Annotated in this window: 15 protein-coding genes; 4 read left to right on the top strand and 11 right to left on the bottom strand. The window is 67.6% G+C overall.

Going from position 1 to position 17,412, the window contains the following annotated elements; genetic code table 11:
- From RMO97_RS19790 to RMO97_RS19780, 3 genes are all read right to left on the bottom strand, one after another.
- Positions 1-2,018 (bottom strand): HAMP domain-containing protein (locus tag RMO97_RS19790; RefSeq protein ID WP_310542721.1); only part of this gene is annotated, 2,018 nt, incomplete at its 3' end.
- A 300-nt stretch (positions 2,019-2,318) separates the two neighbouring features.
- Positions 2,319-2,756, bottom strand: a complete 438-nt coding sequence (locus tag RMO97_RS19785) for a hypothetical protein (RefSeq protein WP_310542720.1) — start codon at positions 2,754-2,756, stop codon at positions 2,319-2,321.
- Entirely contained in the window at positions 2,757-3,578 is an 822-nt protein-coding gene (locus RMO97_RS19780; RefSeq protein WP_310542719.1) for a TIGR02587 family membrane protein, read from the bottom strand.
- Positions 3,579-3,956: 378 nt separating this feature from the next.
- Between RMO97_RS19780 and RMO97_RS19775 the strand changes: the two genes are divergently transcribed.
- On the top strand, positions 3,957-5,246 hold the full coding sequence (locus RMO97_RS19775; RefSeq protein ID WP_310542718.1) for a nucleotide sugar dehydrogenase: 1,290 nt from the start codon (positions 3,957-3,959) through the stop codon (positions 5,244-5,246).
- Here RMO97_RS19775 and RMO97_RS19770 read toward each other — a convergent pair.
- Positions 5,243-5,854 (bottom strand): arylesterase, encoded by a 612-nt coding sequence (locus RMO97_RS19770; protein WP_310542717.1) that lies wholly within the window; start codon positions 5,852-5,854, stop codon positions 5,243-5,245. The two genes, RMO97_RS19775 and RMO97_RS19770, sit on opposite strands and share 4 nt — an antisense overlap.
- A gap of 103 nt (positions 5,855-5,957) precedes the next feature.
- Here RMO97_RS19770 and RMO97_RS19765 point away from each other — a divergent pair, with 103 nt between their 5' ends.
- Together RMO97_RS19765 and RMO97_RS19760 are read left to right on the top strand one after the other, a co-directional pair.
- Positions 5,958-6,620 (top strand): ATP-binding cassette domain-containing protein, encoded by a 663-nt coding sequence (locus tag RMO97_RS19765; RefSeq protein ID WP_310542722.1) that lies wholly within the window; start codon positions 5,958-5,960, stop codon positions 6,618-6,620.
- Positions 6,617-9,136, top strand: coding sequence for an FtsX-like permease family protein (locus RMO97_RS19760; protein WP_310542716.1), 2,520 nt, complete (start codon positions 6,617-6,619; stop codon positions 9,134-9,136). Before RMO97_RS19765 ends, RMO97_RS19760 begins: the two co-directional genes overlap by 4 nt.
- Positions 9,137-9,179: 43 nt before the next feature.
- On the opposite strand, the gene RMO97_RS19755 is transcribed toward RMO97_RS19760, so the two are convergent.
- The 5 genes from RMO97_RS19755 to RMO97_RS19735 form a co-directional block, all read right to left on the bottom strand.
- Positions 9,180-9,407: a hypothetical protein gene (locus RMO97_RS19755; protein WP_310542715.1), complete on the bottom strand. Its 228-nt coding sequence runs from the start codon at positions 9,405-9,407 to the stop codon at positions 9,180-9,182.
- A 149-nt stretch (positions 9,408-9,556) separates the two neighbouring features.
- Positions 9,557-10,570 (bottom strand): NAD-dependent epimerase, encoded by a 1,014-nt coding sequence (locus RMO97_RS19750; protein WP_310542714.1) that lies wholly within the window; start codon positions 10,568-10,570, stop codon positions 9,557-9,559.
- A 58-nt stretch (positions 10,571-10,628) separates the two neighbouring features.
- Positions 10,629-12,569 (bottom strand): nucleoside-diphosphate sugar epimerase/dehydratase, encoded by a 1,941-nt coding sequence (locus RMO97_RS19745; RefSeq protein ID WP_310542713.1) that lies wholly within the window; start codon positions 12,567-12,569, stop codon positions 10,629-10,631.
- A 266-nt stretch (positions 12,570-12,835) separates the two neighbouring features.
- Positions 12,836-13,528, bottom strand: coding sequence for a TorF family putative porin (locus tag RMO97_RS19740; protein WP_310542712.1), 693 nt, complete (start codon positions 13,526-13,528; stop codon positions 12,836-12,838).
- Between the two features lie 207 nt (positions 13,529-13,735).
- Positions 13,736-14,539: an SDR family NAD(P)-dependent oxidoreductase gene (locus RMO97_RS19735; RefSeq protein ID WP_310542711.1), complete on the bottom strand. Its 804-nt coding sequence runs from the start codon at positions 14,537-14,539 to the stop codon at positions 13,736-13,738.
- Positions 14,540-14,635: 96 nt separating this feature from the next.
- Here RMO97_RS19735 and queF point away from each other — a divergent pair, with 96 nt between their 5' ends.
- Positions 14,636-15,091: a preQ(1) synthase gene (queF, locus tag RMO97_RS19730; RefSeq protein WP_310542710.1), complete on the top strand. Its 456-nt coding sequence runs from the start codon at positions 14,636-14,638 to the stop codon at positions 15,089-15,091.
- Between the two features lie 327 nt (positions 15,092-15,418).
- Here queF and RMO97_RS19725 read toward each other — a convergent pair whose 3' ends face one another.
- Positions 15,419-16,915: a CehA/McbA family metallohydrolase gene (locus RMO97_RS19725; RefSeq protein ID WP_310542709.1), complete on the bottom strand. Its 1,497-nt coding sequence runs from the start codon at positions 16,913-16,915 to the stop codon at positions 15,419-15,421.
- A gap of 96 nt (positions 16,916-17,011) precedes the next feature.
- Positions 17,012-17,412: nitroreductase family protein (locus RMO97_RS19720; protein ID WP_310542708.1), on the bottom strand; the 401-nt coding region annotated here is incomplete at its 5' end.

Raw genomic sequence — 17,412 nt, 5'->3', positions numbered from 1 at the left:
AAGTTCACGTTGTCGGTGAGTTCCTTCCAGGTGCCGCCCACGCCGCGCACCTGGGCCTGACCGCCCAGCTTGCCTTCCGTACCGACTTCACGGGCCACGCGGGTCACTTCGGAGGAGAAGGAGTTCAGCTGGTCCACCATGGTGTTGATGGTGTTCTTCAGCTCCAGGATCTCGCCGCGCACGTCCACGGTGATCTTCTTGGACAGGTCACCATTCGCCACGGCGGTGGTCACCTCGGCGATGTTCCGCACCTGGCCGGTGAGGTTGCCGGCCATCAGGTTCACGTTGTCAGTCAGCTCCTTCCAGGTCCCGCCGACGCCACGCACCTGAGCCTGGCCACCCAGCTTGCCCTCGGTGCCGACTTCGCGCGCGACGCGGGTGACTTCGGAGGAGAAGGCGTTGAGCTGGTCCACCATGGTGTTGATGGTGTCCTTCAGCTCGGCGATCTCGCCGCGCACATCGACGGTGATCTTCTTGCTCAGATCTCCCATGGCCACCGCGGTGGTCACCTCGGCGATGTTCCGCACCTGACCGGTCAGGTTGGCGGCCATCATGTTGACGTTGTCGGTGAGGTCCTTCCAGGCGCCGCCGACCCCGCGTACCTGCGCCTGGCCCCCCAGCTTGCCCTCGGTGCCGACCTCGCGCGCCACGCGCGTCACTTCGGAGGAGAAGGAGTTCAGCTGGTCCACCATGGTGTTGATGGTGTTCTTCAGCTCCAGAATCTCGCCGCGCACGTCCACGGTGATCTTCTTGGAGAGGTCGCCGTTGGCCACGGCGGTTGTGACGTCGGCGATGTTGCGGACCTGGCCGGTCAGGTTGGCGGCCATGAAGTTCACGTTGTCGGTGAGGTCCTTCCAGGCGCCGGTCACACCCTCAACTCGAGCCTGACCGCCGAGCTTGCCCTCGGTGCCCACTTCGCGGGCCACGCGGGTCACTTCTGAGGAGAAGGCGTTCAGCTGGTCCACCATGATGTTGATGGTGTTCTTCAGCTCGAGGATCTCGCCCTTCACATCGACGGTGATCTTCTTGGACAGGTCGCCACGCGCCACGGCGGTGGTCACCTCGGCGATGTTGCGCACCTGACCGGTCAGGTTGCCGGCCATCAGATTCACGTTGTCGGTGAGCTCCTTCCAGGTTCCGCCCACCCCCTTCACCTGAGCCTGGCCGCCCAGCTTGCCTTCGGTGCCCACTTCCCGGGCCACGCGGGTGACTTCGGAGGAGAACGCGTTCAGCTGGTCCACCATGGTGTTGATGGTGTTCTTCAGCTCCAGCACCTCGCCCTTCACGTCCACGGTGATCTTGCGCGACAGGTCGCCGTTGGCCACCGCCGTGGTCACCTCGGCGATGTTCCGCACCTGGCCGGTGAGGTTGGCGGCCATGAAGTTCACGTTGTCGGTGAGATCCTTCCAGGTGCCGGCGACGCCCTTCACCTGAGCCTGGCCGCCCAGCTTACCTTCGGTGCCGACCTCGCGCGCCACCCGGGTCACTTCGGAGGCGAATGAGCCCAGCTGGCCCACCATGGTGTTCACCACCTTGCCGATCCGCAGGAACTCGCCGCGCAGGGGCCGCTCCTCGTTCTCAAGGTCCATGGTTTGAGACAGGTCGCCCTTGGCCACCGCGCCGATCACCCGCGCCATTTCGGCGGTCGGGTGAACCATGTCGGTGATCAGGGTGTTCACCGCCTCGACGCTGGCGGCCCAGGAGCCCTGCGCGGCGGGGAGCCGGGCGCGGTGGTTGATCTTGCCCTGGCGGCCAACGGTCTCGCCCAGGCGATCAAACTCCCGGGTCATCCTGTCGTTGAGTTCGACGACATCATTGAACGCTTCGGCGATTTCGCCGTTGATGCCACGATGACCCTTCGGCAGGCGCACCGAGAAGTCACCTCGCCGGAACGCCCTCAGGGCGGCCAGAAGTTCACCGGTATCTATCGCCTCGGCTCTGGCCTCGACCTGGCTTGCGCGCCCGGTGGCGCGCGCGGCGCGCTTGGTTCCATTGGAAGCTGTTGTGGTGGCGGTCATCACGTCCCCTGGCGACAAACTGGCTTCAGGGCGTGCGAGCCGGAATCCGCGTGAGCGATATTCCCTCTCCTGTCCATACCCCCATTTTGCCCCAAACGCTCATCGCCAACCGGCAGTTCCATCCCCCGGGAGAGATTTTTCGGCCCGTCGTGTGCATCCCTGGCCGCTAATCCGAACCGGGTCTGGGGTGGGCGAAGGAGGCTCCGATAGCTGTGGCCCTGCGCGCCTCCGGCAGGGGGTCGTCGCCCTGGGGGAGACCGGGTAAGCCTCGGCGCGCGCCGAGTGGCGCAGCTGCAACCGTCAGGGTTCGGAATAGCCCTTCGCCCGCAGGGACAGGCGCCCCAGCCGAGGATCGGTCTCAAAGAACAGGCCGCCCCGCCGCGCGGAATGGTCCGGGATGAAGTCGAAGCTGGCCTCGGCGGTCTCCGGCGGACCGTCACCGCGCTCGAGTTCACCTTCCACCAGCACGCCCGCCGCCGGGGAGCCGCCCACATTCTCGGCCTCGACCACCACCAGGAAGCCAGGCCCCGAGCTGCGAATCTCCAGCGTGCGGACCTCCACCTGGGGCGGCGAAGGGTCGGCCAAGAAGGCCTCAGACGCGATCAACACGATCGTCGCCACGACGAGGAACAGCCCAACCCCCGCCGCCAACCATTCCACCAGCGGCGTAGAGGGCGGCTGCTTGGCGATGGGCTTTGTCGGCTTGGCGGCAGAGGGGCGGCGGACGTTCTTGGCCATTCAGGTCACCAGTCGCGCGGTCGCCGCGCCCAGGGCGGCAGGGAAGCCGAGCACCACCGCCATGGTCGCCTGCTCGTGCAGGGCCACCCCGTCCAGTCGGCCGAACGTCCACAGGCAGTAGAGGCTGATCAACAGGGCGATGGCGTAGCCGGGCAGGGTGTAGCGGAGGAAGGTCGATACAACCCGTCCGGACCCCCGCCGCTTGTGCTCGCCGCGAAAGCCCAGGGCGTAGACGAAGACGTGCAGGACCAAGAGGGAGGCGGCGATTAGAGCGATCGCATGCCCCGGCGACATCATGTAGCTGATCACCATCACCTCCTCCGTCGGGGCGATGTTGAAAGCCAAGAAGATGGCGCCGACCGACATCAGGAAGAGAATCCCGAGGAAGCCGGCGCTGTCGCGCTCTCGGGTGTTCTGCAGGTCCCGGCTCCCGAACTGTTTGCCGGCGAGGAGGGCGCCGATGGAGGCGGGGACGGCCGTCACCGCAATCTTGCCGACCATCTCAGCGAGGCTATGGTCCGGGGTCAAGACACCGAGCGTGGTCAGGATGAGGGTGGCGACGATGAAGCCCACGGCGAACGCCGCCAGGGCGTCCAGCACCTCGTCACGGAGGCGGAAGGTGGGCTCGAAGCCGGCGTAGTAGGAGAGGCCCAACAGCATAGGCAGGCTGACGAGGATGAACAGGAGCAGTCTTGCGCGGTCGATGGCGAAACCGCCCAGCGACCACAGCTCCATGGTCATCAACAGGGGGAGGGCGAACAGCAGCGCGCCGCCGAAGGCGCGGGCGAGCCCCTTGCCATACTCTCTGCTTGCCTGATCCACGCGCCCCTCCGATGCCGTCAGTGAACGCCCACGCTTGCCCGTGCGTTCCGTGCGCCGGCGCCGGCGCCTCCCCTTGACGCTCCCCGGATCGGTCAGACGAACCATGGGCGCCATCAGACAGGATCCGCCATGACCGACGTCGCCGACGACATTTTCTCCGAGCAGGAGATTATCGACGTCGAACCCTCGCCCACCTCGGCCCGCTGACCGGCCTAGCGGGGATCTGGGAGAGAAACATGGGCTTCGACGTCAACCCCGACGCCGACCCCCAACCCCCTGGCCCGCCAGGCCGCCGGCGCCTAGGGGGCTGTCAGGCGGGCGATCCATGCTAGTCAGGACCGGCGCGGCGAAGACGCCCGCGGTGGGGTCGAGACAAGAATGCTAGAGAGTCCCTTCACCCAGTCCCCCGTGAAAATCGGCGTGATCGGACTGGGCTATGTCGGCCTGCCCCTGGCCGTGGCTCTGGCCGAGCACTACGCAGTGGTGGGCTTCGACATTGGCGCCGAGCGGATCGCCGAGCTGAAGGCGGGCCATGACCGCACGCTGGAGGTGGACGCCGAGGAACTGACGGCCGCCAGCGCGTTGTCGTTCTCTCTGGACGAGGCCGACCTTGCGGCCTGCAACGTCTTCATCGTCACCGTGCCCACCCCCATCGACCGCCACAAGCGGCCCGACCTCTCAGCCCTGCTGGCCGCCAGCCGCACGGTGGGCCGCGCCATCTCCAAGGGCGGCGTCGTGATCTACGAATCCACCGTCTATCCGGGGGCGACGGAAGAAGACTGCGTGCCAGTGGTGGAGCAGGTCTCGGGCCTTAAATTCAACGCCGACTTCTTCGCTGGCTACAGCCCCGAGCGCGCCAACCCCGGCGACCGGGCGCACCGCTTGGCCTCGATCATCAAGGTGACCTCGGGCTCGACGCCGGAGGCGGCCGCCTTCGTCGACGCCCTCTACGGGGCGGTGGTGACGGCGGGCACCCACTTGGCCAGCTCGATCCGGGTGGCGGAGGCCGCCAAGGTGATCGAGAACACCCAGCGTGACCTGAACATCGCGTTGATCAACGAGTTCTCCCTGATCTTCAATCGCCTCGGGGTCGACACCCAGGAGGTGCTGGCCGCAGCGGGCACCAAGTGGAACTTCCTGAAATTCCAGCCGGGCCTGGTGGGCGGTCACTGCATCGGGGTCGATCCCTACTACCTGACCCACAAGGCGCAGGACGCCGGCTATGATCCCCAGGTGATCCTGGCCGGGCGGCGGATCAACGACGGAATGGGGGCCTATATCGCCCAAAGCCTGATCAAGACCCTGATCCAGCGTGACACCAAGGTGCGCGGCGCGCGGGTCCTGGTGATGGGGCTGGCCTTCAAGGAAAACTGTCCCGACCTGCGCAACACCCGAGTGATCGACATCGTCCGTGAGCTTGCCGACTATGGCGTGGGGGTCGATGTCTATGACCCCTGGGTCGACGCGGAGGAGGCGCTGGCGGAGTACGGCGTCCGCCCGGTGTCCGACCTGGCGCCGGTCGCCTATGACGCCATCATCCTGGCCGTCGCGCACCAGGCCTTCCTGGAGATGGGCCTGCCGGCCATCCGCGCGCTCGGCAAGACCGGCGCGGTGCTCTACGACGTCAAGTCAGTGTTCCCCAAGGGTGAGGCCGACCTGCGGCTCTAGCCCAGCACCCTGGCCACCGCCGGCGCGAGCCGCTGGGCGATCAGGGCCGCGCCCTGGGCGTTGGGGTGAATGCCGTCACGCTGGTTGAACCGCGTCATGCCGGCGACGCCGCCCAACAGGTTTGGGTAGAGGGCGACGCCCTGGGCCTTGGCCACGGCCGGGAAGACCGCGTTGAACTCCCGCGCGTAGCCCCCGCCGATGGCGGGGGGAGCGGCGAGGCCGGCCAGCAACACCCGGATTTTGCGCGCCTTGAGGCGACGCACGATGGCGTCGAGATTGGCCTTGGTGGCGCCGGGATTCAGGCCGCGCAGCAGGTCATTGCCGCCGAGCGCCACGATGCAGAGGCTGGTATCCTTCTGGACGCTGAAATCGACGCGCGCGAGGCCGCCGGCCGTGGTGTCGCCAGACACGCCGGCGGGTCGGATCACCGCGCTCTTGCCTAGCTTGGCGAGTTCGGCCTGGAGCCGGGCGGGGAAGGCGGCCGACGCGGGCAGGCCAAAGCCGGCGGTGATGGAATCCCCCAGAATGGTCACGACGGGCCTGCCTGCGGCGAGGGCAGGGAGGGGTGCGGCCAGGGCGGCGGCGATCAGATGGCGGCGTGTCAGCATGGATCAGGTGTGTCGGTCATGACTCTGTCCTATTTAAGGGCTCAGCATGTCGGCTCAATAGATGGGAGTTCACTTGGCGCAGACGACGCAGGCCGGTGCGCCGGTGGAACTGGACGGAGTCTTCCTCAGCCTTCCGTCGGCGGCGGGCCCGGTGGAGATTCTGCGGGACCTGAGCTTCCGGGTCGAGGCGGGCGAGCGGGTGGCGGTCACGGGCCCCTCCGGCTCGGGCAAGTCGTCGCTGATCTCGGTGGCTGCCGGGCTTGAGCTGCCCACCGCCGGGACCGTGAGCCTGTTTGGCCAGGACCTTGGCAAGCTGGACGAGGACGGTCGGGCGCGGCTTCGCCGGGGCCGGGTGTCCCTGGTTTTCCAGTCCTTCCACCTGCTGCCCAACATGACGGCGGCGGAGAACATCGCAGCACCCCTGGAGATCGCCGGACGCCGTGACGCCGCCGAACTGGCGCGGTCCTGGCTTGAGCGGGTAGGCTTGGCCGCGCGCGGTCGCCACTATCCGCACCAGCTGTCGGGGGGCGAGCAGCAACGGGTGGCGCTGGCGCGCGCCCTGGCGCCGCGGCCGGCCCTGCTGTTCGCCGACGAACCCACCGGAAATCTCGACGCCGCCAATGCGGCCCTGGTGGCCGATCTCATGTTCGACCTGGTGATCGAGACTGGCGCGGCCCTGGTGCTGGTCACCCACGACCCCATCCTCGCGCGGCGGGCTGACCGGCAGGTTGTGATCGGTGATGGCCGGACGGTCGCCGCCGCATGAGTCCCCTCGCTTGGACGTTCGCCCTGCGCGAGCTTCGCGGCGGGGTCCGGGGCTTCCGCATCTTCCTGGCTTGCCTGGCGCTCGGCGTGGCGGCCATCGCCGCGGCGGGCTCGACGGCGGAGGCGTTCCGGCAAGGCCTGGCGGGTCAGGCTCGGGAGATCCTCGGGGGCGACCTGGCCGCCACCCTGGAGCAGCGCCGGTTCACGCCGGCCGAGCGGGCGGCCATGGCGAGGATGGGTCAAGTCGCCCTCGCCGTCAGTGCGCGCGCCATGGCCGAGGCGCCCTCCGGCGAGCGGCGGCTAGTGGAGCTACGGGGAGTCGGTGGTGGCTATCCCCTGGCCGGGAAGGTCGAACTGCAGGGCGTCTCATCGCTCTCAGAGGCCTTGGCGCCGGTCGATGGCGTGCCTGGAGCTGCGGTGGAGCAGGTCTTGCTGGACCGCCTGGGGCTGAAGCTGGGGGACCGGTTGCTGGTGGGCAACACGCCTGTCATTGCTCGCGCGGTGCTGGTGCAGGAGCCCGACCGGCTGTCGCGGGGCTTCGCGCTGGGGCCCCGCGTCCTCACCGCCTTGCCGGTGGTGGAGAAGGGCGGCTTCCTGGAGCCTGGCCTGCCGTTCGGCGAGACCGCGCGGATCGCATTGCCGCCCGGCGCCGACACCGCGCCCGCCGCCAAGACCCTGCGCAAGGCGTTGAAGGGCGCCGAGGCGCGCGTCCGCCAAAGGGACGAAGCGGCGCCCGGAGTGCGGCGACTGATCGAGCAGCTGGAATACTTCCTCGGCTTCATCGGCCTGGCCTCACTGGTGGCCGGCGGCCTGGGGGTGCATGGCGCGGTTTCGGCCTTCCTGGAACAGCGCAAGCCGGTGATCGCGGTGCTCAAGGCCCTGGGCGCCGAGGGGCCTCTGGTGCGCAATCTCTACCTGATTCAGATCGGGGCCCTGGCCGGCCTCGGCGTGGCCATCGGCCTGGCGGTGGGCGCCGCGGCGCCGCTGGTGCTTGGCGCGCTCATCGCTGACGATCTGCCGATCCCGGCCCTGTTCGGTGTCTATCCCATCCCGCTCCTGAAGGCCGGAGCCTTTGGTCTGCTTTCGGCGGCGGCTTTCGCCCTGGGGCCTCTGGCCCGGGCGCGCTTGACGTCGCCGGCGACCCTGTTCCGCCACGACCTGCCCACCCGGTTCGCCTGGGGGGTGGAGATCATCGGCGCGGGCTTGGCGGCCATCGCCCTGGCCGGACTGGCGGTGGTGACCGCGCCGACCCCCCTGGCGGCCGGGATTATGATCGCCGGCGTGGTGGTCGCGTTTGGCATCCTGTGGGCCTTGGGGCTCGGCGGGGCCTGGCTGGCGGGCCGGGCCAGGATCGGGGCGAGAGGCGCGCTGCGCATCGCCCTGGCCAGCCTCGCCGGACCGCGCTCCGCCGCCCGCACCGCTGCGCCCGCCATCGGCCTGGGAGTCGCCCTGCTGGCGGCGGTCGTGCTGATCCAGTCGAGCCTGCTGCGTCAGGTGTCCGAGGTGGCGCCCCGCACCGCCCCGGCCCTGGTCTTCACGGAAATCCCCGGCGACCGCGTCGCGGCCTTCGACGCCGCCCTTGCCGGGGCCTTCGGCGTTCCCCTGACCGCAGACATGTATCTGCGGGCGCCCTTCGTCACCGGACGGATCAGCCACATCAAGGGCCGGCCCGTGGTCACCAGCCAGATCGAGGCCTCCGAACGCTGGGCCTATGACAATGACATCTCCCTGTCTGCGATCGGCGCGGAACCGCCTGCGTCGGGCATCGTCGAGGGGCGGTGGTGGCCCGCCGACTATGCCGGGCCGCCCCTGCTGGCCATGGAGGCCGATGTGGCCAAGGCCGGCGGCTTGAAGCTTGGCGACCGGGTGACCCTGTCGGTCCTAGGGCGCGAGATCGAATCCCGCGTCGTGGTGCTGCGTAAGGTGGACTTCGGCGGCTTCGGAGCCAGCTTCCCCCTCGTACTGAACCCCGGGGCCCTGGAAGGCGCCAATCTGCGGCATGTGGCCATCGCCAAGGCCAGCAAGGCGCAGGAGGCTGCCGTGACCCGGGCGCTGGGAACCGAGTTCGCCGAGGTGAACGTGATCTCCGTGCGCGAGCAGCTCGAGGCCGCGACGGAGTTGTTCGGACGCCTGGCCCTGGCCATCCGGGGCGCGGCCGGGGTCGCCGCCTTGGCCGGCCTGCTTGTTCTGGCCGGCGCCATCGCGGCGGGAGCGCAGTCGCGCATGCGCGAGGCCGCGATCCTCAAGGTGCTAGGCGCCTCGCGCGGCCAGATCCTCAGCGTCTATGTCCTGGAGTACGGCGCGGTCGGCGTGGTGGCGGGCGCTGCGGGCGTCGCCCTGGGCTGCGCTGCCGCCTGGCCCGTGGTCACCCTGGTGTTCAAGGCCGACTGGAGCGTCGACTGGACCGGTATCGCGGCGCTGGTCGGGGGCGCAGCCGCGCTGGCCGCCCTGGGGGGGCTGTTAGCGTCGCTCCAGGCTCTCTCACGCCGACCCGCGCCGGCCCTGCGCAGCGAATAGGCGCGAGGCCGCGTGGCTGTCGTCCTTGGGGTGGGGCGGAACCCTATTGGATCGTGGCGACCGCTGTGGTGGTGGGGGAATAGAGGCCGAGCAGGCCTTCCCGGTCGGCGACCGCGCGGGCCGCGCGAGCGGCGTTCTGGCAGATGAGGCCTTTGAACCGGCCAGCCAGGCACTGCTGTAGCGCAGCTTCACGCTCATAGGCGTTGTCGCGGAAATAGGTGAAGGAGCGATCCACCGACCCCCAACCCACCGAGGCTGTGATGGCGGCCAAAGCCAAGCCACACCAGAAAACCGCACGTATCATTTTGAAGCACCCCCCAGCACTAGGGTGCAAGTCCTAGACCCCATTCTGGGGGGGCTCAAGCGCACGCCCGCGCTACGCGAAGATGCCGCATCCTGGAAGGCGAGGGGCCGAGCGATCTACGTCCGGTAATAGTCGCGATACCAGTCGACGAACCGTCCGATCCCCGTCTCAATTGGGGTCCTGGGCGCGTAGTCGAGCGCGGCCTGGGTTTCGGCCGTGTCGGCCTCTGTGCGGCTGACGTCCCCGGGCTGCATGGGCAGCAGGTTGAGCTTGGCTTTGACGCCCAGCTTTTCCTCAAGCACCTCGATATAGCGCATCAGCTCGACCCGCTGGCTGTTCCCAAGGTTCAGGATGCGCCAGGGCGCGACGCCGCTGGTGGCCGGGTTGGGCGCAAGCGGATCCCAGGCCGCATCGATGGCGGCGGGCCGATCCAGGGCAGCGACAACGCCCGAGACGATGTCGTCCACATAGGTGAAGTCGCGCTGCATTTTGCCTTCGCCATAGACGTCGATGGGTTCGCCCTTGAGGATCGCCTCAGTGAACTTGAACAGCGCCATGTCAGGGCGGCCCCAGGGGCCGTAGACGGTGAAGAACCGGAAGCCTGTCGAAGGGATCCCAAACAGGTGGGCGTACGAGTGCGCCATGGACTCATTTGCCAGCTTGGTGGCCGCATAGAGGGTGATCGGGTGATGCACCGCGTCCCGCACCGAAAAGGGCAGCTTGCCGTTCGCGCCGTAGACCGAGCTGGTGGAGGCGAAGACCAGGTGCTTCGGCTGGACCGCCCGGCAGCCCTCCAGGATGTTCAGGAAGCCGACGACATTGGCGTCCACATAAGCTTCGGGATTTTCCAGGCTGTAGCGGACGCCAGCCTGGGCGGCCAGATTGATGACGCCGTCCGGCTTGGTCTCCTGTAACAGGCTGGCGACGGCCGCACGGTCGGCCAGGTCGATCTTGGCGTGGCGATAACCCTTGCGGGCTTCCAGCCGGGCCAGGCGGGCCTGCTTCAGGGTCGGATCGTAGTAGGCGTTCAGGTCATCGAGGCCCACCACCTCGTCGCCCCGATCCAGCAGCCGGTGGGCGGTGTGCGAGCCGATGAAGCCCGCCGAACCAGTGACCAGGATAACCGCCATGAGTCTCTCTTACGCTGCGCGATGCGATGTCTGGAGCCGAGCGCCAGTGACCCGGCGTCTAGCCGTTGGCGACGACCCGGAGGGCGGGGGCCGCGCCGGTCTTCTCGCCGCGGATCTGAGCGACCAGGTCGAAGAGCGCGCGGCGCACCTCATCGACGTCGCCCTTGTCGGCGAGGCCTTCGAGGTCAAGCAGATGATTTGCATTGATGCGCAGGGCGGAGGAGGAAACCACCTCCATAACCTTGGGCGCGCAGGGCAGGGACCGCTCGGTTTCGTCCAGCAGCGCCTCGGTGAGTTTCTCACCAGGACGCAGGCCGGTGATCTCGATCTCAATGTCCTTTCCGGGCGTGCGACCGGACAAGGCGATCATCTGCCGGGCGAGGTCCATGATCCGGACCGGCTCGCCCATTTCCAGCAGGAACAGCCGCGCATGAGCGGCGTCCACGCCCTCGGCGCAGGTCGCCGTCGCATGCAGGACAAGCTGGGCGGCCTCAGGAATGGTCATGAAGAAGCGGGCCATGTCCTCATGGGTCACCGTAACCGGGCCGCCCCGGTCGATCTGAGACTTGAAGATCGGCACCACAGACCCGGCCGAACCCAGAACATTTCCGAACCGGACCGCCGAGAAGCGCGTGCCCCGGCCATTCTGCTGAGCCTGAATAACCGCTTCGGCCAACCGCTTGGTGGCGCCCATCACGTTGGACGGATCCACCGCCTTGTCGGTCGAGATCAGGACCATCTGGGCCGCGCCACAGGCGCGCGCACCCTCAGCTACGTTCCAGGTGCCGACCACATTGGTCAAAACCCCCTCGCAGGGATGCCGTTCGACCATTGAGACGTGTTTCAGGGCCGCAGCGTGGAAGACCAGATCAGGTTTCTGGCGTTGGAAGCAATCAGCCACCCGGTTGGCGTTCCGCACGTCCACCAGGGCTGCGTGCCGCGACAGGGTCGGGAAGGTCTCGCCCAACTCGCGGTCGATCTCGAACAGCGACGTCTCGGAGAAGTCGAGCATGGTGACGTGGCCGGCCTGGAAGGCGGCGACCTGCCGCACCAGTTCAGCGCCGATAGATCCGCCAGCCCCGGTGATCAGAACGCGGCGGCCACGGATCAGAGCCTTGACCGCTTCATGATCAAGCTCGATCGGCTCACGGGCCAGCAGCTCTTCAACGCTAATCTCGCGCATGGGAAGCAGGGCCATGCCGTCATGCTGCGACAACTCGACGATGGAGGGCAGGCGCAACAGCCGGATGCCGTCGTTCTTCAGTTGGCCGAGCTGGTCGGCCGTAAGGCCCTTCAGTCGACCCGGTTCGTCCAGGAACAGGATGGCGCGAGGATAGCGGTTCCAACGCCGCAGATCGGCCAGGGCCGCGCCCAGGTTGTCGATGCACTCAATGATGCAGACGCCGCGGACCTGTTGGCCCACATCGCGGGCGTCGGGACCGACGATGCCGACGGCCGTCCAGGCGTGGTCATGACGCCGCGCGACGTCGCGCAGATAGGTGTCGGCCAGCGCCATAGGCCCAATCAGCAGGAGAGACGGCGCCTGGGGCGCGCGATCGCGCACGGATTTTAGCGGCGCGAAGCTGTCCAGGGCGTGCTCGTGCAGGGCGCGGCGCATGATGCGCGCACCCATGGAACCGGTCATCTGGAAGATGGTGGCCATGGCGAGGACCGAGCGGGGCAGGCCGCTGGCCCGATCAATTACGAACACCGCCAGCAGGAAGACCCCCGCGGTCAACACGGCCGTCCGTGCGAGAACCAGGGCGTCTGGAATCGAGACGTAGCGCCAGGGCGACAACTCGCGTCGGAACACCGTGGAAAACACCGCGGCCAGGGCTCCGTAGAGGCCAATCAGCTGAACGACACTCAGGGTGGAAAGGTCGCCATCGTCGAGTCCCGCGGTGCGGGTCGACGAGAGGAGAAAAGCGAGGAAGAAGGCCGCTGCCGCGATCAGCGTGTCGACGACGATGGTCTGGGCTCGGTTGGCCATCTGCTCCATGAATCGCGCTCCGCTCTGGTCGTCCGACCAGCACCATAGAGGGGTGGGCGCGAGCGTCCAATGAAACTCCCCTCGCGGGAGCTATCGGCCCTGAAACGGGCGACGCCGCGCAGCTCTGCACCAGCCAGACGTGTGCACCTTGCGGGGCGTAAAGGCGGGAGCCCATCCGGCCAGCACGAAACCAAGCGTGGCGATGTTCATAGCCGGGAAAAGGAAAAGCCGCCCCTGCGAGGGGGCGGCTTCCCAGATCGTCGCGTGTCCGAAGACTAGAAGCTGGCCTTCACGCCAAGAACGACCCGCGACTCATAGATGTCTCCGAAGCCGTGTTCGTCGGTGTCGTGATAGCGCAGGTCAAAACCGATGGTGTCATTGAGGGCGTAGCCCACGCCGAGGTTCCAGGTGTTGTAGTCGGCCGGACCTTCGATTTCCTGGTGGCCGATGGCGCCTGAGACCGACACCTTCTCGGCGACCGGGATGGCTCCATTGACTTCATAGTAGGTGGCCTTGCCGGTCTTTCCGAAGAACTCCGGCGAATAGAAGACCAGGGCGCCCACGGTGGCGGGGCCAACCGCGGTCGAGGCGGCGGCCTTATATTCCACGTAGTCTTCATTGCTGCCGGTCGGCTGGTTCGTATAGCCGTAGTAGAAGAAGCCGAAGTCCAGATTCACGGGACCCAGCACAGGCTTGACGCCGGCATAGAGGTCATACTCGATGTCGGTGCCGTTGTTGAAATCGACGTTGGAAACCCAGACGCCGGCATAGCCGATGCCGAACAGGGTCGCGTCGGCGCCGCCAAAGATCTGGCCGCCTTCATCCGTCTGGCTCACGCCGCGGAACACGTAGTCGGTGGCCGCGCCGACGTTGAACGCCATGGAAATGTTGTCGTCGGCGGCGAGAGCGCTTCCACCCATGGCGGCGGTGGCCGCGGCGGCGAGAAGCATGGTCTTAAGAATGTTCATTTTCGTTATCCCCTTATATCCAGCCGAGCTTCGCCCAACCGTCGCCGGAGATCGCCAGTTGGAGACCTTCAGATCAACGGAGGCCGAAGCCACAGCGCGCCCTAGCTACTCGCTGCGCAGAATTTGGGCGTTAACGGGGGAGGGCGCCGCGAAATTGGGCGCCAAGCTGTGCCTTGGGCGCCACGCCCGCGCTTAGCGGGTCAAGGCTCAACGCATCGCCAGCGGCGAATAGTTCAGGTGAGTCCCCGCATCCACCAGCAGGGTCTCGCCGGTGACGTGTTTCGATGCAGGGGCGGCGAGGAATACCGCGGCGCCGGCGATGTCCTCGGCCGTCGAGGCGGCCTTGAGGGGCGTGGAGGCGGCTGCGCCGTCGCGCATCTTCTGGGCGCGCTCGGCGCCGACGCCCTTGCCGAACCAAGGCGTGTCGATGAAGCCGGGGCAGATGGCGTTGACCCGGATCTTGGGCGCAAGGGCCCGGGCGAGGGACAGGGTCATGGTGGTGAGCGCCCCCTTTGAGGCGGCGTAGGGCACCGACGAACCAATCCCGGCGACGCCGGCGATGGACGAGGTGTTGACCACGGCGCCGGGTTGCGGCCCCGCCTCCAGCAGGGACCGCGCGGCGCGGACCATCTGGTAGGCGCCCACAACGTTCACACTATAGAGGCGCAGGAAGTCGTCGGCGGTCACAGCGTCCAGATCGGCGTGGTTGGGCGCGAATTTCGTCACGCCGGCATTGTTGAAGAGGGCGTCGATGCGGCCGAAGGGCTCGGCGGCGGCGGCGATTCTCCGGCAATCTTCGTCGGAGGCGACATCGCCCTGCACGACCACGGCCGTGGCGCCGTGCGCCTCGACCTGGCGGGCCGTCTCGGCGGCCTCATCGGCGCTGGACGCAAAGTTGATGATCACCGCCGCGGCGCCGCGGCTGGCGGTCTCCACGGCTATGGCGCGGCCGAGGCCAGTGGAGGCGCCGGTCACCACGACCACGAAATCTTGGAAATCCTTGCCGCTCATCGCGCGTCTTCTCCCTGAAGCTTTGGGCTGTGATAGCGTTTCGCCGCGTTGGAGTCTCTGTTGCGGGCCCGGCTTGCGGGGCGTAAAGCGCCGGCCATGGATGAGACCCACCTGACCCAACTCGGCCGCGAAGTCCGCGGCTTCGACTCGCCGGAGGAGGCCGTTCTGGAGCGGGTCCCCAACCCGCAGGCCGACACGCTGTATCTGGCGCGCTTCACGGTTCCGGAGTTCACCTCGCTCTGCCCGGTGACCGGCCAACCCGACTTCGCGCACCTGGTGATCGATTATGCGCCCGGGCCCTGGCTGATCGAGTCGAAGTCTCTGAAACTGTATCTCGGCTCGTTCCGCAACCATGGCGCCTTCCACGAGGACTGCACGGTCGCCATCGGCCGCAAGATCGTTGAGGTGGCTGAACCTGTCTGGCTGCGGATCGGCGGCTACTGGTTCCCGCGTGGCGGCATCCCGATTGACGTATTTTGGCAGAGCGGCCCGGCTCCGGCCGACCTCTGGCTGCCGGACCAAGGTGTTGCGACCTATCGCGGCCGCGGGTGAGCCGTTTGCAGGCGGCGGCGGCCGCTTCTGCTGGACATTTGACTGCGGACTGGAAGGTCAGAGACTGAGCGGCACAGTAGATGGAAGCTGACATCCCCGGGAGCTGGGCCCCTGGCGGCGGAGTGAGTCCTAAGGCAGGCGCCTTCGGTGAGAGAAACAACCCTCGACTAGCCGACGCCGCAAAAATAGGATAAGGGACAGTCGCCCATCTCTCCTCGGGCGTGTCACACTTCAGGCCGGGCGGCGACCCTTCGCTGTCCGGCCGTCGTGTTTCAGGCCACCCGGCGGGACCGATCAAGCTCAGAGTAGGACGTGGTCACCGCAGTTTCACCGAGGGGCCAAGTAGATGGGATTGCCAAGCAACTTGAGGCGGCCATCGGCGCCTCGCACGTCCACCCGCAACCAAAGGGCGGCGCCGTCGGCCGTAAGCGGGAAGGACAGGATCTGATCCTGGCTGGCGATGACCTGACGAGGCGTGGCTGCGAGACTGGCCCCGCTTCCCGTCAGTTCAGCGGCGCCGCCGGCCACGCCGATCACGTGAGCCTGTAGCAGGACGGCGTCACCGGCCTGCGCGAGCAATTGGTCGCCCATCTGAGCGGTCTGATCGCCCAGGGTCGCGGTGACCTCCAGCAGGCGTCGGCCCTCGCCTTCGACGTCGATGAAGACATGGCCACGGCGCAGGCCCTCAAGGATGGAGATCTGGGACAGGTTCGCAGCATGGACTACCGTGGTCGGGTAGCCGATGGCGCCCGGCTTGGCGGGACTGAGGCTGGCGTCGTGGTTGTCGGAGCCGGCGACGGCCGTGATCTGGTGACCGGCGTTCAGCCGCGCCTCCCAGAACGGAATGCCCGACACCGCGCTTTCGGCGCCGCCTGGGAAGGCGAGGGATCCGCCATTCACCACCTCGATGGCCTGGATGCGGGCGAAGTCCGTGGGCTTGGCCACCCAGCCGCAGCCCATGCAGAGCTCGCCCGACGGAAGGCCGGGGTGATTGATGGATATCAGCCCTCCGGCCTTCTCAACCTGGCCCTGCAGGGTGGCCAGGTCCTGTGCGCGCGCTGAGCCGAGTTGGAAATCGAGGAAGCTGATCGGGCCAAACACGTTTGCGTGGCCCTGGAAGGTGGTGACTTCGCGTCCGGGCAGCAGCAGGAGGTCATCGAAATACGGCGCCAGCTCGCGCAACGCTTGATTTTGCGATGTCGCGTTGTGGTCGGTCACCGAAATAAAATCGAGACCCCGGGCTACGGCGGCTTCCAGCGTCCTGAACACAGGGCAGGGGACTCTGAGGCCCTTGCGCGACTCGCAGGCGCCATCGGAATGGGCCGTGTGGACGTGCAGGTCGCCGCGGAACCAAGCGGGACCGGGCTTCACCGCTGTCGACTGGAACCCGCCGAACGCCGCGCCACGCTCGAAGTAGATGCGCGCGGTGTACGCGGCCCGCGCGCCCTGACGCAGGTTCGGCACGCCCAGGACCAGCTTCCACACTCCGGCGGGCAGCGGCCCGGGAAGGTAGGAGGCTGTCGCCTCGGCTTCCGAGACTGTGAACCGGGTCTTGTTCCCGCCGCTCCAGCCGCGAAACCGCTGGGGATCGCGCAGGCCCAGGTCGATGACCGACTTCTGATCCTTGCCGGTGTGCTCGAATTCCACGGTCAGCCGGGTCGTGCCGGCCGGGACGCGGAACGGAACTTCCCGGTAGGTCTGATGATCGGCCGCGGTCATGACGCCGCGTAGCGTGGCATCGGGCGTCGGGGCGGCTGACGCTCCGCCGGCTAGGAGCGAGGTGCAGATCGCGACGGCCGCCGCCAGGGATCGGATTGGGGTCATCAGAACCAACACTCTACAGCCACCTGGGGGCCAAGCTCCAGCCCAAGCCCTCGCTGGCCGGCCGGTGGACGAACTAATCAGGATGTCGGAGACGGGTTAGGGCCGCCAGGCGGTGATCAGGGCGGCGACGTTGGGCCGCTCGCGTTCCTGCGGGGGCTCCTTGGGCGTGCCCAGGAAAATGTAGCCCGCCACCTTCTCCGCAGGCTCCAGCCCCAGGATCGCCTTGGCCTCCTCGTCATAGGCGTACCAGTCGGTGATCCAGTTGGCGCCGTAGCCGAGGGCCAGGGCGGCGTAGAGCAGGGTCGTGCAGACCGCACCGGCAGAGAGAAGTTGTTCCCATTGGGGGATCTCACCCGTCCGGGGCCGCGAGACCACCACCACACCAAGGGGCGGGATCTTCAGCTTGCCGAGCTTGGCGGCGGGGGGGGGGGGGGCCGCGGCGCGGGGGAGGGGGTGGAAAACCAAAGAGCAAGACGCCGAGGGGGGGCGCGGGAGGG

Origin of the sequence: Phenylobacterium sp. (assembly GCF_031425575.1) — a bacterium.
Classification (GTDB): domain Bacteria; phylum Pseudomonadota; class Alphaproteobacteria; order Caulobacterales; family Caulobacteraceae; genus Phenylobacterium.
This window is presented reverse-complemented; position numbering and strand designations above follow the sequence as displayed.

Bases quoted from the DNA above. Each gene is read 5' to 3' on its own strand.
- RMO97_RS19740 (WP_310542712.1), bottom strand. From the start codon at position 13,528: ATGAACATTCTTAAGACCATGCTTCTCGCCGCCGCGGCCACCGCCGCC.
- RMO97_RS19750 (WP_310542714.1), bottom strand. From the start codon at position 10,570: ATGGCGGTTATCCTGGTCACTGGTTCGGCGGGCTTCATCGGCTCGCAC.
- RMO97_RS19745 (WP_310542713.1), bottom strand. From the start codon at position 12,569: ATGGAGCAGATGGCCAACCGAGCCCAGACCATCGTCGTCGACACGCTG.
- RMO97_RS19775 (WP_310542718.1), top strand. From the start codon at position 3,957: ATGCTAGAGAGTCCCTTCACCCAGTCCCCCGTGAAAATCGGCGTGATC.
- queF (WP_310542710.1), top strand. From the start codon at position 14,636: ATGGATGAGACCCACCTGACCCAACTCGGCCGCGAAGTCCGCGGCTTC.
- RMO97_RS19735 (WP_310542711.1), bottom strand. From the start codon at position 14,539: ATGAGCGGCAAGGATTTCCAAGATTTCGTGGTCGTGGTGACCGGCGCC.
- RMO97_RS19785 (WP_310542720.1), bottom strand. From the start codon at position 2,756: ATGGCCAAGAACGTCCGCCGCCCCTCTGCCGCCAAGCCGACAAAGCCC.
- RMO97_RS19760 (WP_310542716.1), top strand. From the start codon at position 6,617: ATGAGTCCCCTCGCTTGGACGTTCGCCCTGCGCGAGCTTCGCGGCGGG.
- RMO97_RS19725 (WP_310542709.1), bottom strand. From the start codon at position 16,915: ATGACCCCAATCCGATCCCTGGCGGCGGCCGTCGCGATCTGCACCTCG.
- RMO97_RS19770 (WP_310542717.1), bottom strand. From the start codon at position 5,854: ATGCTGACACGCCGCCATCTGATCGCCGCCGCCCTGGCCGCACCCCTC.